General features: G+C 35.0%; 10 protein-coding genes. All 10 read left to right on the top strand.

The genetic code is table 11. The features are described from left to right. The first annotated feature begins 7 nt into the window (after window positions 1-7). Window positions 8-826 (top strand): undecaprenyl-diphosphate phosphatase, encoded by an 819-nt coding sequence (locus tag BM371_RS14085; RefSeq protein ID WP_034678719.1) that lies wholly within the window; start codon window positions 8-10, stop codon window positions 824-826. Window positions 827-1,045: 219 nt separating this feature from the next. Further along, complete coding sequence (gene truB / locus BM371_RS14075) at window positions 1,046-1,744, top strand: tRNA pseudouridine(55) synthase TruB (RefSeq protein ID WP_034678716.1); 699 nt, start codon at window positions 1,046-1,048, stop codon at window positions 1,742-1,744. Next, window positions 1,741-2,316 (top strand): hypothetical protein, encoded by a 576-nt coding sequence (locus tag BM371_RS14070; RefSeq protein ID WP_051882978.1) that lies wholly within the window; start codon window positions 1,741-1,743, stop codon window positions 2,314-2,316. Before truB ends, BM371_RS14070 begins: the two co-directional genes overlap by 4 nt. Then, the gene (gene rluF, locus BM371_RS14065; RefSeq protein WP_034678714.1) at window positions 2,316-3,038 is read left to right on the top strand and encodes a 23S rRNA pseudouridine(2604) synthase RluF; all 723 of its coding nucleotides are present in this window, start codon (window positions 2,316-2,318) and stop codon (window positions 3,036-3,038) included. Before BM371_RS14070 ends, rluF begins: the two co-directional genes overlap by 1 nt. A 173-nt stretch (window positions 3,039-3,211) precedes the next feature. Further along, the gene (locus tag BM371_RS14060; protein WP_131431009.1) at window positions 3,212-4,018 is read left to right on the top strand and encodes a hypothetical protein; all 807 of its coding nucleotides are present in this window, start codon (window positions 3,212-3,214) and stop codon (window positions 4,016-4,018) included. An 18-nt stretch (window positions 4,019-4,036) separates the two neighbouring features. Then, window positions 4,037-4,879 carry a hypothetical protein gene (locus tag BM371_RS14055; protein WP_131431007.1) on the top strand — a complete coding sequence of 281 codons (843 nt, stop codon included), beginning with the start codon at window positions 4,037-4,039 and terminating at the stop codon, window positions 4,877-4,879. A 2-nt stretch (window positions 4,880-4,881) separates the two neighbouring features. After that, a complete protein-coding gene (locus BM371_RS14050) occupies window positions 4,882-5,709 on the top strand; it encodes a hypothetical protein (RefSeq protein ID WP_131431005.1) in 828 nt (275 codons plus the stop codon). Between the two features lie 265 nt (window positions 5,710-5,974). Next, window positions 5,975-7,762, top strand: a complete 1,788-nt coding sequence (rpsA, locus tag BM371_RS14045) for a 30S ribosomal protein S1 (RefSeq protein WP_034678708.1) — start codon at window positions 5,975-5,977, stop codon at window positions 7,760-7,762. A gap of 166 nt (window positions 7,763-7,928) precedes the next feature. Beyond that, window positions 7,929-10,529 (top strand): T9SS-dependent M36 family metallopeptidase, encoded by a 2,601-nt coding sequence (locus BM371_RS14040; protein ID WP_034678705.1) that lies wholly within the window; start codon window positions 7,929-7,931, stop codon window positions 10,527-10,529. Between the two features lie 114 nt (window positions 10,530-10,643). Beyond that, entirely contained in the window at window positions 10,644-13,250 is a 2,607-nt protein-coding gene (locus BM371_RS14035) for a T9SS-dependent M36 family metallopeptidase (protein ID WP_034678704.1), read from the top strand. The last annotated feature ends 26 nt before the right edge of the window (window positions 13,251-13,276 follow it).

Raw genomic sequence — 13,276 nt, 5'->3', positions numbered from 1 at the left:
CAATAAAATGGATTTAATCAAAGCAATCATTATTGCCATTGTAGAAGGACTTACAGAATATTTACCGATTTCATCGACCGCTCACATGGGCTTTACCGCCAATCTGATGGGCTTGAAAGAGGATGAATTTCTAAAAATGTTTCAGGTTTCCATACAGTTTGGAGCGATTTTGTCGGTGGTTGTTGCCTACTGGAAAAAATTTTTTGATCTCAAAAACCTTCAGTTTTACTATAAGCTTGCTTTTGCAGTGATCCCGGCTTTGGTTTTAGGTTATATTTTCGATGATAAGATCGAAGCAGTTCTTGGAAATCAGATTGCGATCTCATCCGTTTTAGTTTTAGGTGGGGTGGTTTTGCTTTTTGCGGATAAATGGTTTAAGAATCCTGTGATCAATGACGAGAAAGATATTTCGATTAAAAAAGCAGTAACTATCGGTTTTTGGCAGTGTCTTGCGATGATGCCCGGAACGAGCAGAAGTGCGGCTTCGATAATCGGTGGGATGACACAAGGTTTAAGCAGAAAAGCAGCGGCAGAATTTTCATTCTTTCTGGCGGTTCCTACCATGTTGGCGGTAACTGTTTATTCCGTTTTTGTAAAAACGTGGGGTAAAGGAACTCCAAACGAAAGTAAAGGTTATGAAATGATTCTTGAATCTCAGGATCACATCATCATTTTTATCGTTGGGAATGTTGTTGCATTTATTGTAGCACTTATTGCCATTAAAGCATTTATAGGTGTTCTAAACAAATATGGTTTCAAACCCTGGGGTTGGTATCGTATTTTTGTAGGGGTTGCATTGCTGATCTATTTTTATTATTTCAAATAATATCATTAATCATTACCAATTACACATTATTTATGTTTATTTGGGCAGCAATTTCCGCCTTCCGCTCCCGCTTTTTTGCCTCCGCTTCGCTACAGCAAAAAGAGCTCCGCTCAAGTCGGGCTGCAAGAAAGTCAGAATAAGAAATTTTTAATAAAACTTTAACTTCAGCTTCAATAATCTCGAATCTCGAATCTCGAACCTCAAATTTCAAATATCCCAATGACCGCAGAAGAATTACAGTCAGGACACATATTTTTATTAGACAAACCGCTGGATTGGACTTCTTTTCAGGCGGTCAATAAAATGAAATATAAGCTTAAACGTGAATTTAATCTTCCTAAAAAGTTTAAAATCGGTCATGCCGGAACTTTAGATCCGAGAGCAACAGGTTTGTTGATTGTCTGTACCGGGAAATTCACAAAAAAAATTCCGGAAATTCAGGATGCTCCGAAAGAATATTGGACGGAAATAAAAATAGGAGTTCAGACCGAATCATACGATACCGAAAAACCGGAAATCCTTCATCAGGATTTTTCAAGTGTTACTGAAGAGGATGTAAAGAATACATTAGACAAATTTTTAGGTGAAATTGAACAAAAACCACCTGTTTTTTCAGCCATAAAAATTGACGGTGAAAGAGCCTATAATTTAGCAAGAGCAGGAGAAGAAGTAGAAATGAAGTCCAGAAAAACGACCATTCATTATATAAAAGATATTGAAATTAATTTTCCTTTGATAAGTTTTATGGTTGGTTGTTCAAAAGGAACCTACATCAGAAGTTTAGCGCACGATATCGGTCAGGAATTGGGAGTTGGAGCCTATTTAACACAATTAAGAAGAACGAAAATCGGAGACTACCATGTTGACCGTGCAACGTCCGATTTTTTAAATAACGACTACAGATTTGAAATCTTATGATTAAAAATTTATTTATTTTATCCTTTCTTATTCTCTCAATTACCGCTTTTTCTCAGGTTGATACGGGGAAGAAAGAAAAAATGGGCTTTTATGTGAATCCATCTATCAACGCAGGTTTAAATTTAAAAAAGGAGCCTGAAATTCCAAATACAACTCAATACATTCAGCCCGAAAGAGTGAGGAAGTTTACTTATGGCATTACCGCTGTTGGTGGTTATCATTTTCTTCCTAATTTTGCACTGGGAACGGGTTTGAAGTATATGTATGCTGAAGATAATTTTCATCTGATGTATTGGGTGATTCAACCTAAAGTTATTTTCACTCCCGGTGATGAAGCTTTTTATATTGATTTAAATTATGGGAAGCAATTAAATAATTCTGCTGTTTCAAATTCTGAATTTTGGGGCGCAAGATTAGGAGTTCAGATGTCTTACTCAAAAAGGCTAAGCCAAGAAGGTGGTTTGTTTTTTGAAGGTCATAAATTGGGAGGAAATAATCCTTTTTTTATAGGCTTAAGCTACGGAATTACCATTTTCAGTAATAAGAATTATACAATAGAAGGAATAGATTAATGGAAAAGACACGTATCAATAAATATCTTTCAGAAGTTGGTTATTGCTCAAGAAGAGCAGCCGACAAACTCTTGGAAGAGGGCAGAATTACCATTAACGGTAAAATTCCTGAGCTGGGAACAAAAGTTTCAGACGAAGATATAATAGAAGTTGACGGGAAAACTATTCGTGATTCTGAAGAAAAACCTGTCTATATCGCTTTTAATAAACCTGTTGGGATTGTCTGTACTACAGATACCAAACGAGAAAAAGATAATATTATAGATTTTATCAATCATCCAAAAAGAATTTTCCCGATCGGAAGGTTAGATAAACCCAGTGAAGGTTTAATCTTGCTGACAAGCAACGGAGATATTGTAAATAAGATTCTAAGAGCAAGAAACAACCACGAAAAAGAATACTTGGTAAGAGTTGATAAGCCCATCAATCCTAAGTTTTTAGAGAAAATGAGAAATGGTGTTCCTATTTTGGATACTGTTACCAAGAAATGTGAAGTTGAAAAAATTGATGACATGACATTTCGTATTGTTCTCACCCAAGGTCTGAACAGACAGATTAGAAGAATGTGTGAATATCTCGGATACGATGTAAAGAAGCTGAAACGCATCAGAATAATGAATATTAAGCTGGATTTACCCGTTGGAAAATGGAGAGATCTCACAGATGAAGAAATGAAAAATCTGAATTTTTTATTACAGGATTCCAGCAAAACTTTCGAATAATAATTCTCCTGAAAATGACTATAAATAAAAGTTGCTTTATTGATTCTTTCAATAAAGCAACTTTTATTTATAAATTATTTTGCACATAATAGAATTAAGTGTATATTTGTTGGGTAATCAAAGTAATATTTGAAAAAGCTTTAAGCCTGATTATAAACACAAATGCATTCAAGATGAAAAAAAAGTTTCTATTGATGGCAGCTTATAGTTTGCTGTTTTTTAAGAATTATCAAGCTCAAGTAGGGATAGGTACAACTACGGTTGAAAATGATCTTTTATTGAAGATTTCTTCGGTAAATAAAGGGGTTCTTATTCCCAATCTTGCAATTCCTAATCTCAATGTTGCTAGTCCTGTGAGTTCTCCGACCTTAGGTTTACTTGCTTATAATAATTATAACGGTAAAAAAGGTTTTAATTTTTGGGACGGAAATAAATGGAATGAATTGGTAGATTCGAGAAATATTTATTCTGTTTTAGGCTTAACAATTTCTTACAGTACATCAAACTCGTCACCTACAAGTATCACAACTCTTTCCGGAGCATTGAATTATGCAGAAAACTCATTGCCCGGTACAATCTGGACTGAAGTTCCCGGTCTTGCAAAAGATATTACCATTACTCAGAGCAACAACAGTATTTTTGTTATTACGGAAGGCATGGTACAGTCTAATAATACGATTGCAAGCAGAACCAATACCTTTACTTATGCTGTAGGGATTTTTGTGGATGGCAAATTGGCCGGCGTAAGAAACTACTCAGCCAATTACGGTAAATCTTATCAATATGATTTCTTCTCAATAAATACGTTGTTTAAAAACCTGAGCTTAGGTAATCATACAATAAAAACGTATGTTACAGTGAGAGTAAATAATTACTCCAATGCTTCTTCGTGGAGATTTGGAGGGGCTGCAGATACTTCTTCGGTGAATGCAGATATGTCTAAGATAAATATGTTTATTAAACTAACAGAAAAATCGTAAGATAAAATACAAGCACAAATGGAAAAGTTATTTTTTAGTTTAATATTGATCTTTTTTTGGAGCAAAATTTTTGCTCAAACTGGATCGGTTGGGATTGGAACGAGTTCGCCGAATTCATCAGCAATATTAGATATGGTATCTTCTGATAAAGGAATTATGCTTCCTCAGATTTCTCTTAATCCTTCCAATGTTTCAGATTACAGTTTTATGGCTTCCGCACCTACAGAATCACTTCTGATATACAATACGAATGCTGGCTTTCCGGGTGGAAGAGGAATTTATTATTGGGATGGTGCAAGATGGAGCTATTACTTCAATTCGGCTAATATTAATCTTTTACTAGGCATCACAAAATATTATTCAAAAATTTATAATTCGGGAACTTCTACAAATGTTTATAATTCAGATGCAACTTCAGTTACTTCTTTCGTGAATGGAAGTTCACTGTCTTCTCCATGGCTTGAGATCACCGATGGTTCAACTTTAAATTTTACGGTCGACAGACCAGTGAATAACATAGTGGTTACTTTCACAGGAATGCTTCAGCTCAATAATACTTTATCAGCAGGAAGTAATTTAACTTATGGACTGGGAATATTTATCGACGATAAGCTTATTTCATCTAAATCTGCTTCGGTGAATGTAGATAATACGTGCGCTTTCCAGGAATTTACTATTACAGGATTAAAAGATAATCTTTTGATAGGTAATCATACCTTGCGATTGGCGGTCATGAACAGATCAAGCACAACAACTGCGGCAGTTTCTTACGGACAAAAGGCAGCCGGCTGTACAAATATTTCTAGCGATGAAACAAAAATAAGTGCTATTGTTTTAATTAATCAACCTTTACCTTATTAATTATGAAACGATCTATCAACCTATTTATTTTAATACTGTTTCCCATGTTTATGTTTTCGCAGGTTGTGATGACAGATAAAGCTCAGGCAATTGTAGATAAAAGTGCTATTTTAAAACTGGATTCTGATAAAAAAGGAATTTTGTACCCAAGAATTCCCTTGACTTCCAATACAGATATTACAACTGTTGCAAATCCTCAAAACGGGAACATTGTATTTAATACAAATTCTACCTCAACACTTCCACAAACCGTGGCTTATTTTGATAGTGGAAAATGGAATGCACTCTATACGAAAGAACATGTAGTTTCTAAACTTGATCTGGTAAGCGTAAGTGCTGTTTCTTCACCCGGAAATATTACAATTACCGGTTTCACTCCAGGAGCCATTTCTTTGGGAACTGGAACATCCGGCTGGACTTCTTTAGGAATTGCTGATACAAAAACGTTTTCGAGATCAAAAAATTCTCTGGCTTTTACAATTGAAGGCATGACGCAGCTTGACAAAAGTACAGACCAGTTTTATGAATATGCAATTGGAGTTTTTGTTGATGATAAGCTGGTTGTAGTGAGAAAGTATCATAAGCAGGCAGAAGCATTTACTTGTTCTTGGCACAAATTTATTCTAAACGGAGTGGTGAATGATTTGAGTATAGGAAATCATACAATAAAAGTGATGGCCAGAAATATCTCTTCAACAACAAATTCTTCTACACAACAAATTGTTTATGGAGGAGTTGCGAGATACGAAAATGGAAATCCTTGCGATAATATGAGTAATTTTTTATCTAAAATTTCTCTAAGTACTACGGTAGTAGAGTCTCTGAATTAGAGATTTTACATGATTTGTGTTTTTTTGTGAGGCTGTCTCAGGAGACAGCCTCTTTTGCTTTACTGACGGTTTGAAAATGAAATTATATTGAATTAATAAACTTTTGAATTTTTATTGTTAAAATAAAAAAATATCGTACTTTTGCAGTCACTTTTTGTGGGAAGGTTTGAAAAGTTAAATTATTATAAATTAATTACTTCCATATTTTTTAAATCCACATTTATTCAAACCATTAAGAAAGAAGGAATACAAATTTTATTAGAAAATGTCAAAAGAGACAAATTCAGCAGAGGTTATTTTAAACCAAAACGTAGCACCAGAACAATTTGATTGGGATTCTTTCGAATCAGGTCTTGATGCAGATGCGAGAAAAGAAAAAAGCGATTTAGAAGAAATCTACAACGGATCTCTTAACAACCTAAGCGATAACGACGTTTTAGTTGGTAAAGTTGTAAGATTAACTGACAAAGAAGCTATCGTAGACATCAACTTCAAATCTGAAGGTGTTATTTCTCTTAACGAATTCCGTTACAACCAAGGCCTAAGTGTAGGTGACGAAGTTGAAGTAATGGTAGACAGAAGAGAAGACAAAACAGGTCAGTTACAATTATCTCACAGAAAAGCTAGAACGCTTAAAGCTTGGGATAAAGTAAATGAGCTTCACGAAACTGGAGAAATTGTTAACGGTTTTGTGAAATCTAGAACTAAAGGAGGTATGATCGTTGACGTTCACGGAATCGAAGCATTCTTACCAGGTTCTCAAATTGATGTTAAGCCAATTAAAGATTACGATCAGTTCGTAGGTAAAACTATGGAATTCAAAGTTGTGAAAATCAACCCTGAGTTCAAAAACGTAGTAGTATCTCACAAAGCATTGATCGAAGCAGATATCGAAGGTCAGAAAAAAGAAATCATCGCTCAGCTTGAAAAAGGTCAGGTTCTTGAAGGTACTGTTAAGAATATTACTTCTTACGGTGTATTCATCGACTTAGGAGGTGTTGATGGATTGATCCACATTACAGACCTTTCTTGGTCTAGAGTGAACCACCCATCTGAAATCCTTGAGGACGGACAGACTGTAAAAGTTGTTATCCTTGATTTTGATGATGAGAAAACAAGAATCCAATTGGGTATGAAGCAGTTAGAAGCTCATCCTTGGGATGCTCTTTCTGCTGATATGAAAGTTGGTGACAGAGTAAAAGGAAAAGTAGTAGTTCTTGCTGATTATGGTGCATTCGTAGAAATCGCTCCAGGTGTAGAAGGATTGATCCACGTTTCTGAAATGTCTTGGTCTACTCACTTAAGATCTGCAGGTGATTTTGTGAAAGTAGGTGATGAAGTAGAAGCTGAAGTACTTACTTTAGATAGAGAAGACAGAAAAATCTCTCTTGGTATCAAGCAATTAAGCAAAGATCCATGGGAAAATATCGAAGCTAAATATCCGGTAGGATCTAAGCATGTAGGAACTGTAAGAAACTTCACAAACTTTGGTGTATTCGTAGAGTTAGAAGAAGGTATCGACGGTTTAATCTACATCTCTGATCTTTCTTGGACTAAGAAAATCAAGCACCCATCTGAGTTCTGTGCAGTTGGTGACAAATTAGATGTTATCGTTCTTGAACTAGACATCCAGGCTAGAAGATTATCTCTAGGTCACAAGCAATTGACTGACAACCCTTGGGATGCATTCGAAACTAAATATGCTGAAGGAACTGTACACACAGGAACTGCTGTAGAAGTTCACGATAAAGGAGCTTCTGTACAATTCGAAGATGCTGAAGTTGAAGCATTCTGCCCATCAAGATTATTAGAGAAGGAAGACGGATCTAAAATCAAGAAAGGTGAAACTGCTGAGTTCAAAGTAATCGAATTCAACAAAGAATTCAAGAGAGTAGTTGTTTCTCACACAGGTATCTTCAGAGACGAAGAGAAGAAAAATGTGAAAGAATCTTCTTCTAGAAATGTAACTTCTTCTGGTAATGAAGAAAGATCAACTCTTGGAGATATCGATGCTTTAGCAGAATTGAAAAAGAAAATGGAAGGAGGTAAATAATCCACCAGACTTTTTTGAAATATGAACCACTCGAAAGAGTGGTTTTTTTATTTACTATTTTGATGTAATCTGTTAGATTTTCTTATTTTATTTATTTTATGAATAATGTAAAAATATTATATTTTTATTATGGTTTTAATTGTACATTTGCGCCTTTAAAGTGAAAATGAAAAAAGTAATTCTGCCTCTTGTTATTGCTGTTTTTACAGCGGTGCCTTCAAAATCATTTGCTCAGACGAATGAAATACTTATAAAAAATTATATTTCTCAAAATAAGTCGAGAGAATATAAAAAATCAGATCTTAATCAATTTATTATAGAAAATACAGATTCTTCAAAATCATTAAATGGTGATATATTAAAGATTCAGCAGACTTACAACGGTTTTCCTGTATATGGTACAATTGCTACCACATTGATTAAGAATAATAATATAACTTACTTTACAGATAATTTTATAAAAGATTATAAGACTTCATCACCTGCAACTGCCTCATTAGATAAAAAAGCAGCATTAGATAAAATTTCGGCAGATCTTGGTAAGAGTGAAATTTCAGAACTTCCTATTTTAGATTTTTTTCAGAAAGGAGAAAATAAACATATTGCTGCTAAACAAAGATTGGTATATGCAATAGATGAAAATGAAAATCTACAATTTGCTTATGAATATTTAGTTCACGAGCCAAAAACTTCTAATCACTGGAATTATGTAATTGATGCTCATTCAGGAAAGATAATCAATAAATTAAACCTGAATTTATCTTGTAATTTTCACGAAGAGGCTTATTCGCATGACTCGCAGATTTTAGCTTTACCACAAAATAAAGATTATTATCCGGTTGTAGATAATAAAAATTTGCTTCTAATAGCGGATAATGCTTCATATAATGTATTCAAATTACCTATAGAAGCACCTACATTCGGATCTCGAAGCTTAGTTACGAATCCTTGGATTCTTGCTTCTTCACCGGAAGGATGGCATTCTAACGGAACAACACATTATACAATTACAAGAGGAAATAATGTGTATGCTTATGATGATAAAGATGATGATGAAACGACATTTGGAAGCTCTCCAGATGGTGGTACATTACGTAATTTTGATTTCCCATACAGCGCAAGTGCGAAAGCAATTAATAATTTACCTGCATCTACCACCAATTTGTTTTACATAAGCAATATGGTGCATGATGTATTCTATAAATTTGGTTTTACTGAATCTGCCAAAAACTTCCAGAGCAACAATTTCGGAAATGGTGGATTGGATGATGATGAGGTTTTTGCACAATCTCAAGATGGAGGAGGTTACAATAATGCTAATTTTGCTCCTTATCCGGATAATTATAATCCGGTGATGCAGATGTATCTTTGGTTAGGGTCAAATAAAGTATTGTTTTACAATGCGCCTACGGATGCTGTATCTCGTACTGTGATTGGAGGGCAGGCTCAGTTTGGGCCTGGTCTTAATGATGTCGGAGTTACCGGAGAAGTAAAATTTGCCAGCAATATTACTGGTTGCACAGCATTCCCGGCTGGAGAATTTATAGGAAAAATTGGACTGATTGAAAGAGGTGGTGGTACAAATTGTGCTTTTTCTGTTAAAGTAAAAAACGCACAAAATGCAGGAGCAATTGGAGTTATTGTTTATAATGATACGACGAATGGTTCTAATTTAGGAAATATGGGCGGAACAGATACTACAATCACAATTCCTTCTATTCTGATTACCAATGCTGAAGGAGAGTATATCAAAACAAAACTGTCTTCAAATATTCCGGTAAATGTTGATCTGAGAGTAGACGCTAAGTATGACGGAAGTTTTGATAATGGTATTGTTACTCATGAGTACGGCCACGGTATTTCAAACAGATTAACGGGAACGGGATATAATTGTTTAAATGCAGGAGCAAGTAGAGAGCAGATGGGAGAAGGTTGGTCAGATTTTTTTGCATTAATGCTTACCAATAAACCAGGAGATAATGCTTCTGTACCAAGAGGAATGGGAACTTATCCTATCGGTCAGTCTATAACAGGAGGCGGAATCAGACCTGCAAAATATTCACCCGATTTCACGATTAATGATTATACTTATACCGATACCAATGGTATGGAATACAACAATGGTTCTGCCATAGTTCCGGATGTACATTCAATTGGCTTTGTATGGGCAACGATGCTTTGGGATCTTAATTGGGAATATGTTGCAAAATATGGCTATGCTTCTGATGTTACTGCAAATACGACGAGCGGAAGCGCGAGAGTGCTGCAATTAGTAACCGATGCTTTAAAGCTACAGGCATGTAATCCTACATTTGTAGACGGTAGAAATGCAATTTTGGCTGCAGAATTGGCAAAAACAAATGGTGCAGACCGATGCATGATCTGGAGAACTTTTGCGAAAAGAGGATTAGGTGTGAATGCATCTGCAGGACTTAAAACTAGCATAAATGATCAGGTTCAGGATTTTACAGTTCCTGCCGATTGTTTACTTTCTACATCAGAGACAAACAATGTTAAAAATGTTGGAATTTCAATTTATCCAAATCCGGCGAAGAATGAATTCTATATCAATTTCCCTAGCAATACTTTAGGAAAAGTAAATGTTGAAATTTACGATATGTCAGGAAAATTGGTTTCAACAGAAAGTAAAGTTTCTCCGGAATCGAAAAAGGCAATTTCTACTGATAAATTAATCAACGGAACTTATCTAGTAAAAGTAAAAGGTTTAGGAATCGACACAACTTCAAAAGTGATTATAAGCAAATAAAACTTTTTAAGTACTAATAATGAAAGCTGTCTTACCTATAAGGCAGCTTTTTTTAATAGTAAAGGAGAATATATTGCACAAAATCTCTTAATTTTATAAAGTAATACGATAACCATGATCAGAAACTTTATTTTGCACGTAAAATTTAAAAGAAGTCAGATCTTACTTCTTGTTTTTGCTTTATTACCACTATCGGCGTTTTCTCAGGATCACAAAAGAGTTTTACAAAATTATATCTCGACAAAACTTAATCAGAGCTTCAAAAAATCTGATCTCAGAGATTTTGAAATAGATAATGTTGATAAATCTGAATCCTTAAACGGAGATATTGTAAAAATTCAACAAAAATTTAAAGGCTATCCTGTGTACAATGCCGTCGGAACAGCTTTGATAAAAGACAATAAAGTTCTTTACTACTCAGATTCATTCATTAAAGATTATAATTCTTCGGCATCATTAACAACTGCAATAAATAAAGAAAAAGCACTTGAAAATATTGCTCTTGCTTTAAATAAAAATGAAATAGCAGATTTTCAGATTTTAGAAAGTTCTTCCCATGACTCAGGTTATAAAAATTTCGTTAAGCAGAGATTGGTTTTCTGGGAATTAAATTCAGATTTAAAACTTGCTTATGAATTTTCTTTGCAGGAACCTGATTCTCCAAACTATTGGAATGTTTTAGTGGATGCTAATTCGGGCAAGATTATTTCGAAAGAAAATTTAAATATATCCTGTAATTTTCATTCAGATGCCTATTCAAGAGGATCGGGTGATATTATAAAACCTCAAAATATTCAGGATAATTTTTTTAAGTTAGCAGATAACGCAAGTTATAATGTTTTTCCATTGCCAGTGGAAGCGCCAACTTTCGGAAGTCGATCTGTTGTTTCAAATCCATGGATTTTAAGTTCGTCACCTGAAGGATGGCACTCGACAGGAGCTGCAAATTATACGATCACAAGAGGAAACAATGTGTATGCTTATGAAGATACAGCAGATAAAAATTTGCCCGGTTTTTCTCCTGATGGTGGTGCTGCAAGAAATTTTGATTTTCCATTTTCGATAAACGGAACTCCTACTTTCAACAGAAACGCAGCCATCACGAATCTTTTTTATATTAATAATAAAGTACACGATATTTTCTACAAATTCGGATTTACAGAATCCGCCAGAAATTTTCAGCAAAATAATTTCGGAAAAGGAGGGATTGGAAACGATTATGTTTTGGCAGAAGCCCAGGATGGTGGTGGTTTGAATAACGCCAATTTCACAACTCCTTCCGACGGAAACAGACCTTTGATGCAAATGTATCTCTGGTCGACTGTAAACAGGTATTTCTTTTATAATGCGCCCATTACAGCAATTCCGAGAATTCCACAGGCAAGTTCTGCACAATTTGGCCCGCAACTCAACGGAACCGGAGTCACTGGAGATGTTGTTTTAGCCTCTGTGATTGATGGCTGTTCGGATTTACCTTCAGGTTCTTTAGCAGGAAAAATAGGCTTGATTGAAAGAGGAGGTGTAACAAACTGTACATTCGCTTCTAAAGTGAAAAACGCTCAAGCTGCAGGAGCTGTTGCGGCAATTATTTACAATAATCCGACTGCTGCAAATTTTCCTTCTTCAATGGGCGGAACAGATACTACAATTACAATTCCTTCAGTTTTAATTACCAATGACGAAGGTGAATTTATTAAAACCCAGCTCAATAATTCGTTAACTGTAAATGTAACTTTAAAAAGTGATCCGGCAACTGCACTAACACCAGACGGAAGTTTTGACAACGGAATTATTACTCACGAATACGGACACGGAATCTCCAATAGATTGACAGGAAATGGCTATACCTGTCTTTTAAAATCTGCAAGCAAAGAGCAAATGGGAGAAGGCTGGTCAGATTTTTTTGCTTTAATGCTTACAAATAAACCGGGCGATGATGCGAGTGTTCCAAGAAGTATCGGAACTTATGCAAGCGGACAATCTGTAAGCGGAGCAGGATTCAGACCTACAAAATATTCCCCTGATTTTTCAATTAATAATTACACTTACGGTGATACCAACGGAATGGAAATTGAGGAAGATGGCGAAATTGTTCCCGATGTGCACAGAATTGGTTTTATTTGGGCATCAATGCTTTGGGATCTGCATTGGCAATATGCTGCAAAATACGGCTATTCTTCAGATGTGACTTCAAGCATAAACAGCGGAAGTGCAAGAGTTTTACAATTGGTAACCGATGCCTTAAAATTACAGACTTGTAACCCTACATTTATCGACGGACGAAATGCAATTTTATCTGCTGAAATGCTCACAACCAAAGGAGAAGACCGTTGTATGATCTGGAAAACCTTTGCCAGAAGAGGTTTAGGATTAAATGCTTTGCCGGGAAATAAAATGAATATCAATGATCAGGTAGAAGATTTTTCGATTCCTAAAGACTGTACCGACGGAAATTCAAATGTTCAGCCGGATAAAAATTTAATATCAATTTATCCGAATCCGGCAAAAGATGAATTTTTTATTTATTTAAAAGATTTTACGATTGGAAGTCTTCATCTGCAGATTTACGATATCTCCGGAAAATTAGTGCTTTCTGAAAACAGATCTTCACAGGATGCAAGAATTCCGGTTTCTACCAAAGACTTTGAGAACGGAGTATATATTGTGAAAATTCAGGGTATCGGAATTGATTCCTCCACAAAAATTATAGTAAAAAAATAATCATCTAAATTTCATAATTATAAAAT

It is taken from the genome of Chryseobacterium formosense, assembly GCF_900116415.1.
Taxonomy (GTDB): domain Bacteria; phylum Bacteroidota; class Bacteroidia; order Flavobacteriales; family Weeksellaceae; genus Chryseobacterium; species Chryseobacterium formosense.
The sequence above is the reverse complement of the archived record's forward strand: the minus strand, read 5'-3'. Positions and strand labels throughout refer to the sequence as shown.

What these genes read in the sequence shown, in the direction of transcription:
- BM371_RS14085 (WP_034678719.1), top strand. Translation starts at nt 8, where the DNA reads ATGGATTTAATCAAAGCAATCATTATTGCCATTGTAGAAGGACTTACA.
- truB (WP_034678716.1), top strand. Translation starts at nt 1,046, where the DNA reads ATGACCGCAGAAGAATTACAGTCAGGACACATATTTTTATTAGACAAA.
- BM371_RS14070 (WP_051882978.1), top strand. Translation starts at nt 1,741, where the DNA reads ATGATTAAAAATTTATTTATTTTATCCTTTCTTATTCTCTCAATTACC.
- rluF (WP_034678714.1), top strand. Translation starts at nt 2,316, where the DNA reads ATGGAAAAGACACGTATCAATAAATATCTTTCAGAAGTTGGTTATTGC.
- BM371_RS14060 (WP_131431009.1), top strand. Translation starts at nt 3,212, where the DNA reads ATGAAAAAAAAGTTTCTATTGATGGCAGCTTATAGTTTGCTGTTTTTT.
- BM371_RS14055 (WP_131431007.1), top strand. Translation starts at nt 4,037, where the DNA reads ATGGAAAAGTTATTTTTTAGTTTAATATTGATCTTTTTTTGGAGCAAA.
- BM371_RS14050 (WP_131431005.1), top strand. Translation starts at nt 4,882, where the DNA reads ATGAAACGATCTATCAACCTATTTATTTTAATACTGTTTCCCATGTTT.
- rpsA (WP_034678708.1), top strand. Translation starts at nt 5,975, where the DNA reads ATGTCAAAAGAGACAAATTCAGCAGAGGTTATTTTAAACCAAAACGTA.
- BM371_RS14040 (WP_034678705.1), top strand. Translation starts at nt 7,929, where the DNA reads ATGAAAAAAGTAATTCTGCCTCTTGTTATTGCTGTTTTTACAGCGGTG.
- BM371_RS14035 (WP_034678704.1), top strand. Translation starts at nt 10,644, where the DNA reads ATGATCAGAAACTTTATTTTGCACGTAAAATTTAAAAGAAGTCAGATC.